The 18,667-nt window shown below is 56.1% G+C and carries 18 protein-coding genes and 1 pseudogene; 12 read left to right on the forward strand and 7 right to left on the reverse strand.

Annotated elements, in window-relative coordinates; genetic code table 11:
- Positions 1 to 42: 42 nt before the first annotated feature.
- The 6 genes from QTO30_RS06770 (at position 43) to QTO30_RS06790 (ending at position 6,104) form a co-directional block, all read left to right on the forward strand.
- On the forward strand, positions 43 to 792 hold the full coding sequence (locus QTO30_RS06770) for a sulfite exporter TauE/SafE family protein (RefSeq protein ID WP_340423364.1): 750 nt from the start codon (positions 43 to 45) through the stop codon (positions 790 to 792).
- Between the two features lie 18 nt (positions 793 to 810).
- Entirely contained in the window at positions 811 to 1,539 is a 729-nt protein-coding gene (locus tag QTO30_RS06775) for a thioesterase II family protein (protein WP_340423366.1), read from the forward strand.
- Between the two features lie 149 nt (positions 1,540 to 1,688).
- Positions 1,689 to 2,318: a 4'-phosphopantetheinyl transferase family protein gene (locus QTO30_RS22055; RefSeq protein ID WP_445327178.1), complete on the forward strand. Its 630-nt coding sequence runs from the start codon at positions 1,689 to 1,691 to the stop codon at positions 2,316 to 2,318.
- Positions 2,315 to 4,993 (forward strand): aconitate hydratase AcnA, encoded by a 2,679-nt coding sequence (acnA, locus tag QTO30_RS06780; protein WP_340423367.1) that lies wholly within the window; start codon positions 2,315 to 2,317, stop codon positions 4,991 to 4,993. Before QTO30_RS22055 ends, acnA begins: the two co-directional genes overlap by 4 nt.
- A complete protein-coding gene (locus QTO30_RS06785; RefSeq protein ID WP_340423368.1) occupies positions 4,990 to 5,808 on the forward strand; it encodes an SDR family oxidoreductase in 819 nt (272 codons plus the stop codon). Before acnA ends, QTO30_RS06785 begins: the two co-directional genes overlap by 4 nt.
- A complete protein-coding gene (locus QTO30_RS06790) occupies positions 5,805 to 6,104 on the forward strand; it encodes a hypothetical protein (protein ID WP_340423370.1) in 300 nt (99 codons plus the stop codon). The genes QTO30_RS06785 and QTO30_RS06790 overlap by 4 nt, the downstream gene beginning before the upstream one ends.
- A gap of 313 nt (positions 6,105 to 6,417) precedes the next feature.
- On the opposite strand, the gene QTO30_RS06795 is transcribed toward QTO30_RS06790, so the two are convergent.
- The 3 genes from QTO30_RS06795 to QTO30_RS06805 form a co-directional block, all read right to left on the reverse strand.
- Positions 6,418 to 7,485 carry an ABC transporter ATP-binding protein gene (locus tag QTO30_RS06795; RefSeq protein ID WP_340423371.1) on the reverse strand — a complete coding sequence of 356 codons (1,068 nt, stop codon included), beginning with the start codon at positions 7,483 to 7,485 and terminating at the stop codon, positions 6,418 to 6,420.
- 213 nt (positions 7,486 to 7,698) lie between these two features.
- On the reverse strand, positions 7,699 to 8,679 hold the full coding sequence (locus QTO30_RS06800; protein WP_340423373.1) for a hypothetical protein: 981 nt from the start codon (positions 8,677 to 8,679) through the stop codon (positions 7,699 to 7,701).
- Positions 8,679 to 9,458, reverse strand: a complete 780-nt coding sequence (locus tag QTO30_RS06805) for an SDR family oxidoreductase (protein WP_340423374.1) — start codon at positions 9,456 to 9,458, stop codon at positions 8,679 to 8,681. Before QTO30_RS06805 ends, QTO30_RS06800 begins: the two co-directional genes overlap by 1 nt.
- A 124-nt stretch (positions 9,459 to 9,582) precedes the next feature.
- Here QTO30_RS06805 and QTO30_RS06810 point away from each other — a divergent pair, with 124 nt between their 5' ends.
- Positions 9,583 to 9,717: a hypothetical protein gene (locus QTO30_RS06810; protein ID WP_340423376.1), complete on the forward strand. Its 135-nt coding sequence runs from the start codon at positions 9,583 to 9,585 to the stop codon at positions 9,715 to 9,717.
- A 22-nt stretch (positions 9,718 to 9,739) separates the two neighbouring features.
- Entirely contained in the window at positions 9,740 to 10,546 is an 807-nt protein-coding gene (locus QTO30_RS06815) for a Hint domain-containing protein (protein WP_340423377.1), read from the forward strand.
- A 12-nt stretch (positions 10,547 to 10,558) separates the two neighbouring features.
- Here QTO30_RS06815 and QTO30_RS06820 read toward each other — a convergent pair whose 3' ends face one another.
- Positions 10,559 to 11,176, reverse strand: a complete 618-nt coding sequence (locus QTO30_RS06820) for a hypothetical protein (protein ID WP_340423378.1) — start codon at positions 11,174 to 11,176, stop codon at positions 10,559 to 10,561.
- A 99-nt stretch (positions 11,177 to 11,275) separates the two neighbouring features.
- Here QTO30_RS06820 and QTO30_RS06825 point away from each other — a divergent pair.
- From QTO30_RS06825 to QTO30_RS06840, 4 genes and pseudogenes are all read left to right on the forward strand, one after another.
- Positions 11,276 to 12,870, forward strand: a pseudogene (locus QTO30_RS06825) (peptide chain release factor 3).
- Positions 12,871 to 12,930: 60 nt separating this feature from the next.
- Complete coding sequence (locus tag QTO30_RS06830) at positions 12,931 to 13,404, forward strand: hypothetical protein (protein WP_340423379.1); 474 nt, start codon at positions 12,931 to 12,933, stop codon at positions 13,402 to 13,404.
- 69 nt (positions 13,405 to 13,473) lie between these two features.
- Positions 13,474 to 14,214 carry a hypothetical protein gene (locus QTO30_RS06835; RefSeq protein WP_340423380.1) on the forward strand — a complete coding sequence of 247 codons (741 nt, stop codon included), beginning with the start codon at positions 13,474 to 13,476 and terminating at the stop codon, positions 14,212 to 14,214.
- A 118-nt stretch (positions 14,215 to 14,332) separates the two neighbouring features.
- Complete coding sequence (locus QTO30_RS06840) at positions 14,333 to 15,769, forward strand: DEAD/DEAH box helicase (protein ID WP_340423381.1); 1,437 nt, start codon at positions 14,333 to 14,335, stop codon at positions 15,767 to 15,769.
- Between the two features lie 63 nt (positions 15,770 to 15,832).
- Here QTO30_RS06840 and QTO30_RS06845 read toward each other — a convergent pair whose 3' ends face one another.
- From QTO30_RS06845 to QTO30_RS06855, 3 genes are all read right to left on the reverse strand, one after another.
- Complete coding sequence (locus QTO30_RS06845) at positions 15,833 to 16,138, reverse strand: hypothetical protein (protein WP_340423382.1); 306 nt, start codon at positions 16,136 to 16,138, stop codon at positions 15,833 to 15,835.
- A gap of 85 nt (positions 16,139 to 16,223) precedes the next feature.
- Positions 16,224 to 17,888: a ribonuclease J gene (locus tag QTO30_RS06850; protein WP_340423383.1), complete on the reverse strand. Its 1,665-nt coding sequence runs from the start codon at positions 17,886 to 17,888 to the stop codon at positions 16,224 to 16,226.
- Positions 17,885 to 18,658, reverse strand: a complete 774-nt coding sequence (locus QTO30_RS06855; protein WP_340423384.1) for a type III pantothenate kinase — start codon at positions 18,656 to 18,658, stop codon at positions 17,885 to 17,887. Before QTO30_RS06855 ends, QTO30_RS06850 begins: the two co-directional genes overlap by 4 nt.
- Positions 18,659 to 18,667 lie beyond the last annotated feature (9 nt).

Below are 18,667 nucleotides of genomic sequence, written 5' to 3' on the forward strand. Positions count from 1 at the left end.
CATTGGGTCCGTGCCAATTGAATGAATAGATGACACGCCCTCATGTTTGATTACAGTCTCACTGCCTATCTGGCCCTTTTCGCTGCTTCGCTTCTTGTCGGCTTCTCGAAAACCTCGGTGGGCGGCATGGTGATACTTGCCGTACCGTTGGTTGCGATAGGATTTCCCGCCAAAGACTCAATCGGCATTCTGTTGCCGATCATGGTTTTCGGCGACATCATGGCGGTGATCTACTACCGCCGATCCTGTGACTGGTCGATTATCCTGAAGTTCTTTCCGATAACTGCCATCGGCATATTGATTGGCTACTTTCTGCTAGATCTGATCAATCCCGACATCTTCAGCATAGTACTTGGCGTCATCATCACCGTGATGCTGGTTGCGGGTTATCTTATAGAGGGCAAAGAACTAAAAGCGCGGCAGGGTCTGATCTATCGTTGGATTGTGGGTATTCTTGTTGGTATCGCCTCTATGATGGCGAACGCAGCTGGACCGCTTCTTGGGATCTACTTCCTCCAGCTTGGACTTAGCAAAAGAGAATTCATCGGCACACGCAGCTGGTACTTCCTGGTGCTGAACCTGTTCAAAGTGCCGTTTTCGATCAGCCTTGGCCTAATCACGCCCGAAACATTCGCCCTAAACCTATTGTTCTTGCCGGTAATCATTCTCGGCGCTGTCGTTGGCTACATGGTGATCGGGATGATCAATACCAATGTTTTCAAGACAATTATCCGAATTGCCGCAGGGATCACTGCAGTACGGCTTATTTATGTAGGAATTACAAGCTTGTAGATCAAAAGGAGCAAGGTGGTGAATGCATGTTTTGAACCTTTGAACGGCATAGCCGCACCGCGGCGTACTCTCTTTGTCTTTCCACATGCTGGTAGCAGTCCCAATGCCTATCGTTGGTTGTGCGCAGCGCTGCCTGACACGCGACTCTTTTGTCTCTCGCTTCCTGGGCGCGGTGCTCGGTTGTCTGAACCTCCTTTGCAGCGCATGGACGACATATTTGCCGACGACCTAACTGCGAAGATTCTTTCACTTGGGGGAGATGAGTTCGCCTTTTTTGGCCATAGTATGGGTGGCTGGATCGCGCATGAAGCCGCGCAGCGCCTCGCACGCTGCGGCGAACTATTGCCGCGAGTCATGCATCTGTCTGCCAGCCGTTCACCTTCAAAGGGTTATCCTGCACCATATCTTCACCAACTGTCGCAAGAGGCACTGCGAAATCACGTCACCACGCTTGCGCGGGCTGATGGCGCTGAGGTGCCTGACACACAGATTTTTGAACTGCTTGAGCAAACAATCCGCAGTGATCTTCAAATCATCGAAGATCACAACGCAGGCAGACCGATCCGGCTCGGTACAGAGCTTCACTGCTACGTTGGTACTCGGGACACACAGGTGACTCCGAAAGATGTCTTAGGCTGGCAGGAGTGTACAAACCGCGCGCTGGATATGGACATGATCCCGGGCGGGCATTTTTATTTTGTCCACGAAGCGTCGCGGCTGCAACTTGTCCGAAGCCTTATGCAATGACTGAATTGGCTCTCCCCGGCGTGTTCCTCCTGGAAAATCGCCTCCTCTGTGAGCGTTTCCTGCGGTCTGTCAGCACAACTTCCGACATCGAATGTGCTGACAGACAACACGACCCGACGGTCCGCCGCGTCGTGCTTGCCGGGAGACTGATGGTTCGGTCAATCCTAAGACAGGTCGTAGGTTTTGATCCATGCAATCGGCTTAGGCGGTCCTTTCTTCAGAAACCCTACCTTCCAGACTGCGACGTGCACTTTAACCTTTCAAACAGCCGCAAGGCCGTCGCCGTTGTGGTGGCGCGTGGCCATCAGTGCGGCGTTGACATTGAACCTCTTCATCCATCCGGAAATCTGAAAGATGTTGCGACAGCATTCATGTCGGCGTCGGAGTACCAAAACCTTGCCAGCAAGAGGACCTCTCATGACCGATCATGGTTTTTCGTAGAAGCATGGTCGCGAAAAGAGGCATTCCTAAAGGCACTTGGCGTAGGGCTCGCGTTTCCGCCCGACAAAGTAGAGTTTTTTCCTAGTGGTCGTTCCACGCAAGACCTTTGGTACTCTGAAACCACAGGATTGACAGTGCGCACCTTTCGCATGCTGGGTCACGCGTTGTCCGTTTGCCTGCACGACGAACAGATGCCCACGCTGCGCTTGTACCAGCTGAATCCTGATTGTTTGGAGGTTGACACAGCAATCGAAACGCGCCCGGCGTCCGTGAAACACACGGGAATTCACATCTTGGACCAATCTTTTCCGTTCCCTTCGCAAGGAGTGCGACAATGACCAATGCCTTCCAAACATTCCACATAAATGATGACCACTCTTCCGACAAATTGCTGACAGCGGTGGATATTCATCAGTTGGGGGCTGATCTCAAACTTATGCCATACACCCAACGGATTGTCTTAGAGAATGTCTTCAGAAACCGTGACGAGGTTGAAGACTATGAGAAACAGGTCTCCGCATTGCTCAATTGGCGCAACAGTGACACGGTATCACAGGACATCGATTTTCGACCGGCTCGTGTACTATTGCAAGACTTTCTAGGGACAGCTGCGCTGGTTGATCTGGCGACAATGCGTGACGAACTGGCCGAACGCGGTGGAGACCCAAGGCAGGTAAACCCAAAAGTTCCGGTTGATTTGGTGATTGATCACTCAATCCAAGTTGACCGCGCGAGTGGTCGCGACATCGTTGGGCACAACATGGAAATGGAATTCGAGCGCAATGCCGAGCGCTATTCATTCCTTAAGTGGTGCCAAGTCGCCTTTGATAACTTGCGCCTCATTCCTCCGGGCAATGGCATTGTGCACCAGATAAATCTGGAATTCCTCAGCCATCTTGTGATGGAAGAACATGATCGTTCGGGTCCAGCACTCGTCTATCCTGACACAGTACTTGGTACGGACTCTCACACGCCCATGGTCAATGGTCTGGGGGTTCTCGGGTGGGGGGTCGGAGGGATTGAGGCCGAGGCTGCGATGCTAGGCGAACCTATGTCTATTCCGTTTCCTGACACATTAGGTGTTCGGTTGATTGGTCGCCCAAGTTCCGAAATTGGTGCCACCGACCTTGTGTTGCGCATTGTCGAGCGATTGCGAAAAGTTGGGGTTGTTGGTCGGTTCCTTGAGTTTACTGGGCCAGGTGTTTCGCATCTTTCTGCCGCAGACCGATGTACAATCGCAAACATGACCCCGGAATTTGGTTCAACCACAAGTCTGTTTCCCGTGGACGAGACGACACTACAATACTTCATACTCACTGGTCGAGGCGCAGCGAATGTCGCGCGACTAAAGGCTTTGACAAGGCGTATGGGGCTCTTCTCGGCGCCGGATGCGCCAGAACCAGATTTTCGGCAAATGGTAGAGATTGATCTATCCGACATCGGACTGACAATGGCAGGACCACGTCGACCCCAAGACAGCATCGCCCTAAAAGATGTAGCACATGTTGCTGAAACTGAAGCTGTCTCGGAGTGCTTTGCAGAAGCCGCCAAAGCTGATGCCTTCGGTGATGGCGCGATAGTGATAGCTGCGATCACGTCTTGCACCAATACATCAAATCCGCATGGTATGATCACCGCAGGGATTCTTGCGCGAAACGCGGCGCTGCGTGGCCTGCGCGGGAAACCTTGGGTGAAGATGTCACTTGCTCCGGGTTCCCAAGCTGTATCGCGCTATCTTGATGACGCAGGGCTGAAGGATGCGCTGGCTCAAGTTGGATTTAACCTGGTTGGCTTCGGCTGCACGACCTGCATTGGCAATTCAGGACCACTTTTGCCAGGGATCAGTGACAGAATTTCCGAGCAAAACCTTACAGCCGCAGCAGTTCTTTCGGGCAATCGCAACTTTGAAGGTCGCATTCATGATGACGTAAAGATGAACTTCCTGGCATCACCTGCCCTTGTAGTTGCTTATGCAATCGCTGGTCATATCGGTCGAGATTTGGTCGAAGAGCCGCTGGGTTATGGTGAAGCCGGCGAACCGATTCATCTCTTTGACCTCTGGCCAAGCCGAGATGAAGTGGAAGCCGAAGTACTTCGATCGGTCCGGCAAGAGCATTTTTCAGCAACATACGCCAACGCTTTGGAAGGTGACGCGAATTGGAACACGCTTGCCGTCGACTCATCTGATCGGTTTCCCTGGCGGGCACAGTCCGGCTACATTGAACGCTCACCTTACATCTCGACCGAACGCCAACTCATTGAAGATAACGTATTGATCGAAGGTGCACATGTGCTGGCGATGTTAGGCGACTCCATAAACACGGACCATATTGCGCCAGCCGGTCAAATTCCCGCAAGCAGCCCCGCCGGTCAATATCTCCTAAGAAACGGCGAACGCCCGCATTTGCTGAATTCCTATGGTACGCGCCGCGGTAGCCACTCCGTGTCAGTACGTTGTATCTTTGCCAACAAGAGGTTGTCCAATCTTATGACGCCCGGCGCCGCCGGTGGCATAACGCGACATGTTCCGACAGCCGAAGAGATGACCGTCTTTGGAGCTGCTTGCCGCTATCGTGACGATGGAACGCCCATGGTCGTGATTGCCGGACATGACTATGGCGCAGGCTCGTCCCGCGATTGGGCGGCAAAGGGTCCTCATATGCTTGGGATCCGAGCAATCCTAGCGCGAAGTTTTGAACGCATTCATCGTGCCAATCTGGTTGGGATGGGTGTGTTGCCCCTACTTTTCCCCGAAGGTGAGAGCCATCAAAGCTACGGATTAAACGGGAATGAGATCGTGTCTGTTCGGATTGATCTGACTCAACCCCAGTGGCTTGCAAAAGTGGAACGTCGCGATGCCGAACGTCTTGTGAGGTTCGACGCCCCCGTCGCGATCAGCACAAGCCGTGAGAAAAGCTACTTTCGGGAAGGTGGCCTCTTAAATTCTGTCCTTCGCAGAATGCTGCCTGCCCCTCAGACACGATCAAATTTGGTCAAGGAGCAATCAAAATGAAAGATGCAGCTCAGGAAGCGGCCCTGCTTGTTACTGGGGGTACTGGTTTTGTCGGCTCACATCTGGTGGACAGCCTTGCTCGACTCCATCCAAACGCGCGTTTCGTGTTTTTGGCCCGTGATATAGAGCGATTTGAAGAACGACTGACGGCAGCAGAAGAAACCTACCAACTAAAGAGTCTTAACGGCCTGAGGTACGACGTGATGGAGGCCGACATTGCGGCTCCTGGATTAGGGCTTTCCGACGCTGGCCGCGCCAAGTTAGAGGCAGAGATTGACACCGTTTTTCATGTTGCCGCGCAGGTCAATCACTTGCATAGCTACGATACTCTCAAATGTGCAAACGTCGAAAGCACATTGGAACTGCTGCAGCTCTCAAAACCAAAGCGACCTAAGGTAATCAACTTTGTTTCCACACTGGGGGCCGCTGTGCGAAGGGGTATTGACGGTCGGTTGAACGAGGACTTTCCAGACGGGACCCCGATCAGTTCCGATATGGGATATTTTCAGACAAAGTGGGCATCCGAGCGATTGTTATCACAGTTCCACTTGAGTGGCGGGAAAGCGAATATCTTCAGATTGGGCCGAATTGTCGGGTCGGCTGAAACTGGAAGATGCCTGTTTCAGGACAACCAGCTTTTCCTGCTGCTGCGGGGCGTATTGATGATGGGGTGTGCCCCCGATCTCGACCGGGTGTTTAACTTAACTCCGGCCCCAGTTGCGGGCAACATTATGGCTCTTGAACGTTTTACGCATGACGGTGGCCTGCTCTTAACGTGTTTAACAATACGGGTTACCTCACGTGGCGTGAGATGATCGTGCGGCTTTCTGCGATGCTTTCCCCAATTGACCTTGTGCCTTTCGCGCAATGGCAGGAGCGCATTGCAAAGCTTGATCCGTCGAATCCCATTTCACGGCTCGCGCCTCTCTATCTCAGGCCAGATGCCGAACAGAAAATGTTGAGTTCGGCGAACAATATTCAAGAGTATGATTGTCGTTTAAGTACGCGGATCATGAATGAGGAGGGTCTGAAGTACCCAAGCGATCTTGTATCGCTGTTCGATGTCCATGTTGCGTATATGGATGCAGAAGGCTTTTGGGATCGGACGTAGTAATTCTGACGTCCCATTTCCTTCGGTGCCCTTCTTGGAGTTTACCGCATCTGACACTGTGGCCCCTTCCAGAGCAAAACAGGAGCTTGGGCTCTCGAGCATAACTGCGCTTGTGCATCGCGAGAATTCTGCGTCGCGAGGCCTAGCTGAACGCCTGGGTGGTGAACTGGACGCTGGAGCAGTTCCGCCATACTGGTCGCCAAACTCTGTGTTGTATCGTTTTCAACTGATGGCATGACGGATCGGACATTTGGACAGTGCGCAGCATAGTTCACGACGGGCTCTTAGCAGTGGTTCGCTTCGCGCGACTTCATCAACGCGCAAACACAAAGCACCGGTCACGGCGGATCATCAGCCAGAGCGGCACGCCTGGTTTGGGCAGAAAAACCGAAGGGACAACGGCCTTCAGGATCGCGCCATCGAAATCCATGCGGAACTCGACCAGACTGGACGCCCCCATGAACCGCGCCCGTTCGACAACGCCGCGCGCAGCCGTCCCTTCCACCGGGGTCGGGCTGGGGCCCCGACCTGCGCGATCAAACTCGATCTTCAGGTGCTGGGGGCGGATCACGATATCGACATCGGTGCCATCAGGGACACCAGGCGCAAGGAACTGGCCAAAGGGGGTATCCGTCAAAGCCCCTTCAACTTTACCACGGATCACGTTGATATCACTAAAAAAGGCCGCCGCCTGAATGTCGATTGGCGCATTGTAGATGTTATAGGGCGCGCCCTGCTGCACGATTTTACCGTCACGCATCAGTGCAATCTCATCGGCCATACGCATTGCCTCGCCCGGCTCATGCGTGACCAGCAACACAGCGGTGCCTTCGCTCTTGAGAACCTCCAGCGTTTCGTCGCGGATATCATCGCGCAAGCGATCATCAAGGCCCGAAAACGGCTCGTCCATCAGCATGATCTGCGGGCGTGGGGCAAGCGCCCGGGCAAGGGCAACCCGCTGTTGCTCACCGCCTGACAGCTGATGCGGATAGTCGTCAATATGGCTAGACATGCCGACCTTCTTGAGCAACGCATGCACCCGATCCGTCACTTTACGTCCGGCAAGGCCGAAGGCCACGTTCTGCGCGACTGTCAAATGCGGGAACAAGGCAAAGTCCTGGAACATCAGTCCGATATTGCGTTGTTCGGGCGGTAGCGTCATGCGGGCATCGCAGACCAGCTTGCCATCAACGTGGATAGACCCGCGGTCCTGACCTTCCACCCCGGCAATAATGCGCAAGGTCGTCGATTTACCGCAGCCCGATGGCCCCAAAAGGCAGGTAACCTGCCCCGGCATGACCGTCAGGCTCACATCATCCACCACGCGGCGGCCGCCAAAGTCTTTGACGATGTTCTTAATCTCAAGGCGGGGGGCTTGCATGGGGGCGGGCTTTATCCCTGACAAAAACTATTGGGCATAGCGCACCTAACAACAGTTGGACGGCGGGGCAAGTCAGGTCAATACAAAAGGCAGGCTCGCCACGACCCGCCCATTGACCTGCGCATGGAGTTGATGCGGGCCGGGATAGAGCCGAAATGTCGTCGCGTTGTCTTTGAACACATGGCGCTTGGTCAGAATTAGCGGCACCCCAGCCTAGGCGTTCACCACCTTTAGCTTAAAGACCTTGGGCGCCAGCGCGCCATTGGCCTTCATGAAATCAATCACATAGTCCACGATCAATGGCGCATCTTTTGCTGGTGTGATCGTCATATGAATGTCTGCGGCATCGCCCCGGGCAACGGTATCTGGCGTGATCGCGAAATCCGTCAGGTTGACGTTTACATTGTGGTCATACCCCAGATGCGCCATCGCCCCCGGATGTCCGGCTTTGATCAAACCGCGCAGGGCATGTTTGCGCATCCACGCGAGTTCTTTGCCATCCTGTGTTCCTGCCGTCTGCCAAGCCGACAACCGGTCAATAACCACTTCTGGCTCAATTTTTGTGATATCGTTCAGATGATTGGCGACTGACCGGGTCACGAACCGCGTTGGGTCCGCATGCAATTGATCAAGAAGTGGAAGGGTTTGCGCGGGCGTCAACCCAATGGCCTGCCCCCACGGCAGTTTCGGCCGCGTCCCTTCACTGACCAACCGGCGCACATGATAGTTGTCGTGGCCGAGCCATTCATCTTGCATCCGCGCCAAGGTCTCATCTGGCCAGCGGTTCAGGAACGCCCGGATCGAGAACTCCATCGAAAAGCGTTGTGTGATCGCGGTGAGCATATCCAGCGACAGTTGCAAATGCGCTTCCAGCCCATGGGTTTCGACATAGACGCCGAGGGGCGCGTAGATGAAATGACCAAAATCATCGTCGCTGAGGCTCGGATCTAGAGGCGGCGGTAAGGCTGTCAGGATCGCATCGCAAGCACTTGGAAAGTCGTCTGGCAGATAGGTGGCCAAAACCGCGGCGATCAGATTGATCCGCTCTTTCAACGCCAGTGGCCCCATCTGCGAAAGAACGTCTTTCACAAAAGGGGCGGACGCAAAAACGCCCGCCTCTTCAAAGTGCTGCCCTAACTGCCCCACTGTCGTGGGGTTAAACAGCTGATCGTTGAGGCTAAAGTTTTGAGCCATCAGATCGTTGCGTTGATTGCGCCACCATCCAGCACAATGTTCTGGCCAACGATAAAGCCAGCATGCTGCGAACACAGGAACGCGCACATCGCGCCAAACTCTTCCTTGGTGCCATAGCGACGTGCAGGGATTGTGGCCTGACGCTGCGCCGTGGCCTCCGCAATATCAATGCCTTGCGCCTTGGACACGCCGGTATCAAGGCTGACGGCGCGGTCGGTGGCATGAATGCCCGGCAGCATGTTGTTCACGTTCACACCAAATTGCGCCACCTGGCGCGCGGTGCCTGCGGCATAGCCCGTCAGACCGGCACGGGCAGAATTCGACAGGCCCAACTGCGGAATAGGTGCTTTCACAGACCCGGACGTGATATTCACAACCCGCCCCCAGCCTTTGTCGATCATCCCGGGCATCAGCGCCTTCATCAGTGCAATCGGTGCCAGCATATTGGCGTCCAATGCAGCTATGAAATCGTCCCGATCCCAATCAGACCAAAGACCCGGAGGCGGACCACCTGCGTTGTTCACCAGGATATCGACATCCGACGCCGCGTCCAGCAATGAAGCGCGTCCGGCTTCGGTCGCAACATCGGCCGCCACAGCAACAACATCTACACCGTAAGTGCTGCGAGTATGTGTCGCAGTCGCCTCAAGCGCGTCCGTACCGCGCCCGTTCAAGACCAAATTCACCCCTGCAGCCGCCAGCGCTTCGGCACAGCCACGGCCCAAACCCTTTGATGACGCACAGACCAGCGCACGTTTTCCTTTGATCCCTAAATCCATGATAGCATCCCTTTCGTTGCGGTTGCTCTGGACCTAGCACTGGACCCTGCATTGGGCAAACCCATCCTAGCGATTTCGTGTTCTTGCTTGGCCTTCCGGCACCCCCGGTGTAACCCCTTTAGCCATGTCACAAAGCCTCATCACCATCGATGTGCTGCGCGCAAACCATGTCACCGTCAGCGGCGGCGTCATGAAGGGTGAACCTTTGTCTTTTGCCGATGAGCTTGTGCTGGATGATATGTTTGAGATAGCCGCTTAGCGCCTCAACAGTCGCACTTGATTTGATTGCCGATGAAACGGGGCTAAAGCAGGCCACAGGCAACCGGAACACCGTGCATCTGGATAGCTGCCTGACAATGATGGCCCCCGATGGCAGCACGCACGAAGCCTTAATCCTTGTTGAAATCGAGGATCATGGCGTCGCAGATATCTTTTTGCTGCCGCTGGGCGAGTTGCTCCCGTCTGTTGACTATCGGTTGGTCGGGATTGAACGGCACACGGCCACTCGCCGTTTTGCCGAAGCCGCCAGCGGGTCATTTGCGCGCGGCACCCGCATTACTATGGGCGATGGGCAAATGCGCCCAATCGAAACCCTCGCCGCAGGCGATATGGTCCTGACGCGTGATGCGGGCAGGCAACCTATTCGCCATATCGGGCTGGCTACGTTGCGGGCCTCAGGTCGCTTTGCCCCCGTTGTGATCACCAAAGGCGCACTGCACAACGACCGTGATCTGGTCGTGCGTCCGGACCATCGGCTGTTCATTTACCAGCGTGAAGATCACTTGGGCGCGGGCCGTGCCGAAGTGCTGATCAAGGCGCGGCATCTGGTGGACCACACGACCGTCCTGCGCCGCCACGGCGGATTTGTGGACTACTTTCAGCTGATCTTCGATGATCATCACATCATCTATGCGGAAGGCATTGGCGCCGAGTCCCATCTGATCGGTCCGCACACCCGCCATGCCTTTTCCGCAGGCGAGACGTCACCAGACCATGCCCACCGGCCGCATCTGGATTATGAAGTCAAGACAAGCCTGATCCCCACTGCGCAGGCCGCATCACTGCTGCGCAATGCCTCTGCCCGGTAGCAATACCATGGCTTAGGGGTTTTGTGTTTCCTCCACCTCCATCGTTACAATCAGTGTCCCGCTGCGCATCACACCATTATCGTCAATACCTGCCTCTAGATCGCCCGCCGTCAGGGCCCTAACCGGATTGCCCAAGAACACCCCACGCATTGTGCCATCAAAGGTCAAGGCGCGCCCGCTGCTGTTAAGCGTGCCTTGATAGTCCAAAGCCATGTTCTGCCCTGGCCCATCACTTTGCAGAGCAATCGTGCCATTATAGTCCATCACATCACCATTGGCATTGGTGCCAAAAGTGTTTTCAATGGCACCCGCAGCATCGCCATTGTCAAAATCCACGCTCAACCGTGCATCACCGAAAATCACGACCGGCTCCGCACCGGTCTCAACCCGCATGGTGCCAGACCCTGCAAATGTCATCGCGCCACCCACCGGTACATCCTCTGCAGTGGTCACCGGCATGCCCATCACCCCTGCCCCCGGATCACCCAGCACACGCAGTTTTTGCGCTTCGTACACATCAAGACGTGCCAGCCGGGGGTCAATCCCGCTTCCGCCGCCGCCACCGCCTCCGCCGCCGCAGGCCGCTAAGGACAACAGCAGACCACCGCACATCATCAGCCGTTTCATCATAGCCCTCCGCGAGGGGTGTTTTAACAACAACTCCCAAATCTTTGGTTAAGCGCATGGCGACGATTGCCCTTTGCGCCCCAACGGCATAAAGCGTCCCTCATGACAAATCGCCCTGAACTTCCCCCTGAAATCGCCCGCCGCCGGACCTTTGCGATCATCTCGCACCCCGACGCTGGTAAGACGACGCTGACCGAAAAGTTTCTGCTTTACGGTGGCGCTATTCAGATGGCCGGACAGGTGCGCGCCAAGGGCGAGGCGCGACGTACGCGCTCTGACTTCATGCAGATGGAAAAAGACCGGGGCATTTCCGTCTCGGCCTCGGCCATGTCGTTTGATTTTGAAACCTATCGCTTCAATCTGGTCGATACCCCCGGCCACTCGGATTTTTCCGAAGACACCTATCGCACACTGACCGCTGTTGATGCTGCTGTCATGGTGATTGACGGTGCCAAGGGCGTAGAAAGCCAGACGCAAAAGCTGTTTGAGGTCTGCCGCCTGCGCGACCTGCCGATCCTGACATTCTGCAACAAGATGGATCGCGAAAGCCGTGATACGTTTGAGATCATTGACGAAATTCAGGAAAACCTCGCCATTGATGTGACCCCTGCCTCATGGCCTATCGGCGTGGGTCGCGAATTCATCGGTTGCTATGACATCCTGCGCGACAAACTGGAACTGATGGACCGGGCGGACCGGAACAAGGTGGCCGAAAGCATTCAGATTTCAGGCCTTGATGATCCGAAACTGGCAGAGCATGTGCCCGCACATCTGCTGGAAAAATTCCTCGAAGAGATCGAGATGGCCAAGGAGTTGCTCCCGACGCTCGATCCTGATGCACTCCTGAACGGCTCGATGACGCCGATCTGGTTCGGCTCTGCGATGAACTCTTTCGGGGTTAAAGAACTAATGGATGGGCTGGCAACCTACGGCCCTGAACCACAGGTCCAGACGGCCCAACCGCGCAACATCGCGCCCGAAGAAAAGAAGGTTGCGGGCTTCGTCTTCAAGGTGCAGGCCAACATGGACCCCAAGCACCGCGACCGTGTGGCGTTCCTACGTCTTGCCTCGGGCCATTTCGAACGCGGGATGAAGCTGACCCATGTGCGTTCCAAGAAACAGATGGCGATCACCAATCCAGTCCTCTTTCTCGCCGCCGACCGCGAATTGGCCGAGGAAGCCTGGGCGGCGACATCATCGGCATACCAAATCACGGCCAATTGCGCATCGGCGACACGCTGACCGAAGGCGAGGCATTGCGTGTCTCCGGCATCCCCTCATTCGCACCGGAACTGCTGCAAACCTGCCGTGCGGGTGATCCATTGAAGGCCAAGCACCTCGAAAAAGCACTGATGCAATTCGCCGAGGAAGGGGCGGCGAAAGTGTTCAAACCTACCTTCGGCTCAGGCTTTATCGTCGGCGTCGTGGGGGGCTTGCAATTCGAGGTGCTCGCCAGCCGGATTGAGATGGAATATGGGCTGCCGGTGCGGTTTGAAGCCTCCCAGTTCACCTCGGCCCGCTGGGTCGCAGGCGACAAGGACGCGGTAGATAAATTCGCCGACGCCAACAAACAACACATCGCAACCGACAACGACGGGGACACCGTATTCCTGACGCGTCTGCAATGGGATATCGACCGGGTGGGTCGTGACTACCCGGATGTGACGCTGACGGCGACGAAAGAGATGATGGTTTAGCAGCATGGGCAACCCGCCCATGGTAACGATTGGTTAACTAACTTTGCGCATGACCAGAGCATGCGTCTTTATCTTGTCATTGCCTGTCTTATCCTCTCATCCTGTAGCACAAAGCCACCGGTTACCAAAGGCATCGATGACTGGACCGGCTTTACACATGTGATGACTGCCGAGTATGAGATTCTGCGAAACAACACAGCCATCATGACCGCGCGCGGCATTATGATCACCCGCGATGGGCAGCGCGGGTTTGCTGTATTGACCAGCCTGCGGCGCCTTGTCCCCAACGGGCCCATCATTCGCCATATGTATAGCGGCGACACCCAATTGGACTATCATCGACACGACCGGCCCTTGACACACTGCGTGGACCGCTGTCGGCGAACGGAGTTGGGGGCCATTCATATGACAGAGGCCGCATTTCGCATCGCCAGCCAGACTGGCATGCCGTTGCGGGTACAGGGACGGCGCGGGCGATATGAGGCGACAGTACCGCCGTCGCTCTTTGCCGCGGTCCTTGGATCTGCCGAATAGACCTTGGCAGGGTTGCCAGCCAGCCTTCGCACCTCAATACTGCTGGCAGCGCAACAGGGCAGCACAACCTTGACCGACCTGACAGACACCTATCCCAATGGCATCGCATCTTTACTGCCGCAGTACCAAAAGCGCCGGGCGCTTTTGACGGGGGATGATGTGCCGCCAGCAGACGTGGATTTCAAAGTGCTGGCCGCGATCCCCCTGCCCGCTCAGGTATTGCCACGGCCTGAAGGACTGAGCAGGACAGACAAGAAACGGCATATGCTCTTGGGCGAACTGGCTGGCCACAGCGAACTGGCGATGCTGCATGGCATGCTGATTTCACATCTGCGCAAACACACCTACCCCGATGGTGCACCGGTACTATTTCTGCGTCTCTGGTCAGAAGAAGAGGCATGGTTGCTGGATAACCTGCCGACGCGCTGGTTGATCTCGGCCGTGATTACCTTTGCGGACCACGGGCAAACCGAAGCAGACCGCAACCTCGCGGCGCGCATGAACATGCTGTTTTCACTGATGAAAATCTACGAGGCCGAGCGTTGTTTCTCTGGCAAACCCGCGCAAGAGCCCTTCCGCACCCAAGACCGCAACAAATCCCCACTGCCGATGGGGATGAAGGATTTTTCGGTCCTGCAAGGCGATCTGGAAGCGCATCTGCTGGCCCCTCTCTGGCTTGATGCTGAAACCGCACCGGGTATCGGGAACCTGACCCGCCACCTGCTCACCACTATGAACGCTGACGACGGCACCGTCTTTCGCCGCTTTGCGATTATGCGCGCCCGTGCCGCAAAACAGCGCTCAACTTGACGCATGACCCCATATCCGGTATCGGCAATCACGGCTTGCAAAGGCCCACGACGCGGGACGCTCGGAACAATGCGTCCTTTCACAACATGCGGACCGAAACCGCATTCATAGGACGTATATGACCAAGTTTACCGACCTGAACCTTGCGCCCAAGGTTCTCAAAGCTGTAGCCGAAACAGGCTATGATACCCCCACACCCATTCAGGCAGGTGCAATTGCCCCAGCGCTGGAAGGCCGCGATGTTTTAGGCATCGCACAGACGGGCACCGGCAAAACTGCCGCCTTCACCTTGCCGATGATCACGCTTTTGGGCCGTGGCCGGGCACGGGCACGGATGCCGCGTTCGCTGGTACTGGCCCCAACGCGGGAACTGGCCGCTCAAGTGGCCGAGAATTTTGACGCCTACGCCAAATACACGAAACTGTCGCGTGCCCTGCTGATTGGCGGGACCAGCTTCAAGGATCAGGACATGATCATCGACAAGGGCGTCGACGTGCTAATCGCCACGCCAGGTCGTCTGCTGGACCATCTGGAGCGCGGCAAGCTGATCCTGACAGATGTAAAAATCATGGTGGTGGATGAGGCCGACCGCATGCTTGATATGGGATTCATCCCCGATATCGAGGAAATCTTCAAACGCACGCCATTTACCCGCCAAACCCTGTTCTTCTCGGCAACCATGGCACCAGAGATTGAGCGGATCACCAACACGTTCCTCTCCAACCCGGCCAAGATCGAAGTGGCCCGTGCCGCGACGACAAACACCAACATCAAGCAAGGTGTTGTCCAGTTCAAAGGATCATCCAAACCCAAAGAACCATCAGAAAAGCGCGCGCTGCTGCGCAAACTAATTGATGCTGAAGGCGAGGCCTGCACCAACGCGATCATCTTCTGCAACCGCAAGTCGGACGTCGATATCGTCGCCAAATCCCTGAACAAATACGGATATAACGCCGCCCCGATCCATGGCGATCTGGACCAATCCCACCGGACGCGCACGCTGGAAAGCTTCCGCGATGACAAGCTGCGGTTTCTTGTGGCCTCTGACGTGGCGGCGCGCGGTCTGGACATTCCGGCGGTAACACACGTCTTTAACTTCGACGTGCCCAGCCATGCCGAAGATTACGTACACCGCATCGGGCGCACAGGTCGCGCTGGACGCACGGGTACGGCGATCATGATCTGCGTGCCACGGGACGAAAAGAACCTCGAAGACGTTGAACGTCTGGTCAAGGAAACGATCCCGCGTTTAGAGGTGCCGGGTGGCGAAGCGGACCCTGCCAAAGCAGCGACCGAAAAGACCGAAGACAAACCCAAGCGGACCCGCAGCCGACGCAAAAAGGATGATGCGCCTGAAGCGAAAACGGATAGCCCGCGAACCGATGACGCAGACAAGACAAAGCCTGAGGCAAAGGCCGATGAAAAGCCACGTCAGGAGCGATCCCGCAGCGGGCGCGTCAAAGATCGGCGCGACAATGGACCCAAGGTTGTCGGCATGGGTGATGAGCCACCTGCTTTCATCGCGATGAGTTTTGCCGAGCGGGCGAAGGGGTAGTTACCGCCTATCAGGCACCCTGTCGTTATCCCTGTATCCGCGTCCGGCAGATACCTGCAGACATTAAGTCGGGCAGGAAATCCGAATAACGTTCTCTGACAGCAAACGCACCCCTGCCTGTGTGATCTTCACACCTTTGCGCTCGTCAATGATGCGATACCCTTGCGGACACAATCGGCGGGCAAAACTATCGCGTTGCGGGGCGTAGGACCTGGTGCCAACGGGATCTGCATAGTGCGTAACACTAAATTCATAAACGTTGTTGCCGCCCTGCGTTCCCACAAGGTTCTGGGAAGGATCAGTCATCATGCAGCCAGACAGAGCCATAGCGGCCAATACTGATGGAATAGATTTGCAGATCATCATCATTCACCTTGGTCATTTCATTGCTGCCATGATGATAGACAAAGCAAACCGGCAAAACTGTGACGATAGGATGTCTAGGGTCTTTGCCCTAACCCAGCCGTGACACAATCACCGTCACCTCGGGCTTCTTCCCGATCTCAGCTTGTGCCGACCGTCGTGCAATCGACTTCAACTCTTTTTCCAGCTTTACATCATCGCGCAGTGTCTTGGCATCGGCACGGTTCACAAACTGGCTCAGGTCTTCTTCGACAACATCAACAAGCGCTGCGTTGTTGCGCCCGGTCTCGGCCAGTCCATTCGTCTCAACCCACGGATCGCCAAGTGGCTCATCATTTTCATCAATGATCAGAGTCACAATCAGATGCCCGTTCAGCGCCATGCGGATGCGGTTTCGCACCACGCCATCCAGCGCACCGACCTGCACCGAGCCATCAAGGTAGGTTCGCCCGGTCTCGATATACTCTGTCACCGTTGGTTGGTTGCGAGACAGGTCGATCATCATGCCATTGATCGCCAATATCCCGGACAGACCGGATGCCTCGCCCAGCTTCACATGCTCGCGCAGGTGCCGGTGTTCGCCATGCATCGGGATCAGGACTTGTGGTTTGACGATCTGGTGAAGCCGCTCCAGATCGGGCCGGTTGGCATGGCCGGATACGTGATACTTGCCGCCCGCGTCATCGACCACATCAACGCCCAGCTCAGAGAGCTGGTTCATGATACGGATCACACCGCGTTCATTGCCGGGAATGGTTTTCGACGAAAACAGGAACGTGTCCCCGTCAGTCAACTTGATCCCCATATAGTTGCCCTGCGCCAGTTGCGCCGAGGCGGCGCGGCGTTCGCCCTGTGACCCGGTGACCAGCAGCATCACGTTTTCGCGCGGCATTTGTAGCGCGTCTTCGGGCGAGACCACGGATGGAAACCCTTTGAGAATACCTACGTCGGTTGCCGCTTCAACCATCCGGCGCATCGCACGACCCAAGAGTACGACCGAGCGCTCGGCCTTTTGCGCCGCAATCGCCAGTGTCTTCAACCGCGCGATGTTGGATGCAAATGTGGTCGCCACGACCATGCCCTTTGCCTCTTTCATCATCTCGGCAATCGCATCACCGATCGAGGCTTCGGACCGCCCCGGATCGCGCGAAAACACGTTGGTGCTGTCGCACACCAGCGCCTTGACGCCATCCTTTGACACTTCTTCCCAGAGCGTCTCATTCCACGGATCACCCACCACCGGGGTTTCGTCGATCTTGAAGTCGCCAGAGTGCAGCACGCGCCCCTCAGGCGTGTCGATCAACAAACCCGCGCTTTCGGGAATGGAATGGCTGATCGGCAGGTAAGACACTGTCATCGGCCCACATGCGATCATCTCAGGGTACGGTTGCACGACCTTCACGACGCTTTCGGGGTGTCCATGCTCGTCCAGCTTGCGGCGCGCGATATTCGCTGTGAAGGGGCGGGCGTAGACGGGTGCGCCCAGTTGTTCCCAGTAATGCCCGATGGCCCCAACATGGTCTTCATGCGCATGCGTGATAAAGATGCCGTCAATCTGTGCCTTACGCTCGCGCAGCCATGCGATATCGGGCAGGATCAAATCAACCCCCGGTGTGCCGTCCATGTCAGGGAAGGTCACGCCCAGATCGACAACAATCAGCCGCTCTTTGCCCGGTTTGCCGTATCCATAGACATAGGCATTCATGCCGATTTCACCGGCACCTCCAAGAGGCAGATAGATCAGGCGGTCGCTCATGCGGTGTCCTTGTTGTATTGGTGGATGACGGTCAGACCGTGCATCGTCAGATCATCTTCAAAAGCATCAAACAGCGGTTCAGACTGTTGGAACAAAGGCGCCAGACCACCGGTCGAGATGACCTGCATGGGCACGCCCCGCTCTGCTTTGATCCGCGCGCATATCTCACGCACCAATCCGATGTAACCCCAAAAGACGCCTGACTGCATACAGGCCACCGTATTGGTGCCCACAACAGCCTGTGGCTTGGTGATATCGACATGTGGCAGAGCGGCGGCGGCGCTGTGCAACGCCTCTAACGACAGGTTCACGCCCGGTGCGATGACACCACCGACATAGGCGCCGTCGTCGGCCACAACATCAAAGGTGGTGGCGGTCCCGAAATCGACGACGATCAGGTTGCCGCCATGCCGGTCAAAGGCCCCAGCCGTGTTCACCAACCGGTCCGGGCCTACTTGCGTGCCTTCGTCAACGCGGGGCTCGGCTGGCAGGCGACAGTCGGGTTTGCCCACCACCATCGGGCGGCAGTTGTAATAGCGGTCCGCAAAAACACGCAGGTTGAATACCACACGCGGCACCGTGGAACTGACGATGACTTCGGTAATGACCACATCCAGCTTTTGAAACCGCATCAATGTCGACAACCAGACATAGTACTGATCTGCTGTGCGCTGCCACTCGGTGCTGGTACGCCATGTGGCGACAAACTCTTTGCCGTCCCAGATAGAAAACACGGTATTGGTGTTACCGCAATCGATGGCGAGAAGCATGTGTCGCCT

The sequence above is a fragment of the Yoonia sp. GPGPB17 genome (assembly GCF_037892195.1).
In the GTDB taxonomy this organism is placed as follows: domain Bacteria; phylum Pseudomonadota; class Alphaproteobacteria; order Rhodobacterales; family Rhodobacteraceae; genus Yoonia.

Excerpts from the sequence above, each read along its gene's own strand:
- QTO30_RS06855 (WP_340423384.1), bottom strand. The coding sequence starts at position 18,658 with ATGCTTCTCGCCATCGATTGCGGTAACACCAATACCGTGTTTTCTATC.
- QTO30_RS06850 (WP_340423383.1), bottom strand. The coding sequence starts at position 17,888 with ATGAGCGACCGCCTGATCTATCTGCCTCTTGGAGGTGCCGGTGAAATC.
- QTO30_RS06785 (WP_340423368.1), top strand. The coding sequence starts at position 4,990 with ATGAAAGATGCAGCTCAGGAAGCGGCCCTGCTTGTTACTGGGGGTACT.
- QTO30_RS06805 (WP_340423374.1), bottom strand. The coding sequence starts at position 9,458 with ATGGATTTAGGGATCAAAGGAAAACGTGCGCTGGTCTGTGCGTCATCA.
- QTO30_RS06845 (WP_340423382.1), bottom strand. The coding sequence starts at position 16,138 with ATGATGATGATCTGCAAATCTATTCCATCAGTATTGGCCGCTATGGCT.
- QTO30_RS06795 (WP_340423371.1), bottom strand. The coding sequence starts at position 7,485 with ATGCAAGCCCCCCGCCTTGAGATTAAGAACATCGTCAAAGACTTTGGC.
- QTO30_RS06810 (WP_340423376.1), top strand. The coding sequence starts at position 9,583 with ATGTCACAAAGCCTCATCACCATCGATGTGCTGCGCGCAAACCATGTC.
- acnA (WP_340423367.1), top strand. The coding sequence starts at position 2,315 with ATGACCAATGCCTTCCAAACATTCCACATAAATGATGACCACTCTTCC.
- QTO30_RS06820 (WP_340423378.1), bottom strand. The coding sequence starts at position 11,176 with ATGATGAAACGGCTGATGATGTGCGGTGGTCTGCTGTTGTCCTTAGCG.
- QTO30_RS06770 (WP_340423364.1), top strand. The coding sequence starts at position 43 with ATGTTTGATTACAGTCTCACTGCCTATCTGGCCCTTTTCGCTGCTTCG.
- QTO30_RS06800 (WP_340423373.1), bottom strand. The coding sequence starts at position 8,679 with ATGGCTCAAAACTTTAGCCTCAACGATCAGCTGTTTAACCCCACGACA.
- QTO30_RS06840 (WP_340423381.1), top strand. The coding sequence starts at position 14,333 with ATGACCAAGTTTACCGACCTGAACCTTGCGCCCAAGGTTCTCAAAGCT.
- QTO30_RS06790 (WP_340423370.1), top strand. The coding sequence starts at position 5,805 with ATGATCGTGCGGCTTTCTGCGATGCTTTCCCCAATTGACCTTGTGCCT.
- QTO30_RS22055 (WP_445327178.1), top strand. The coding sequence starts at position 1,689 with ATGGTTCGGTCAATCCTAAGACAGGTCGTAGGTTTTGATCCATGCAAT.
- QTO30_RS06830 (WP_340423379.1), top strand. The coding sequence starts at position 12,931 with ATGCGTCTTTATCTTGTCATTGCCTGTCTTATCCTCTCATCCTGTAGC.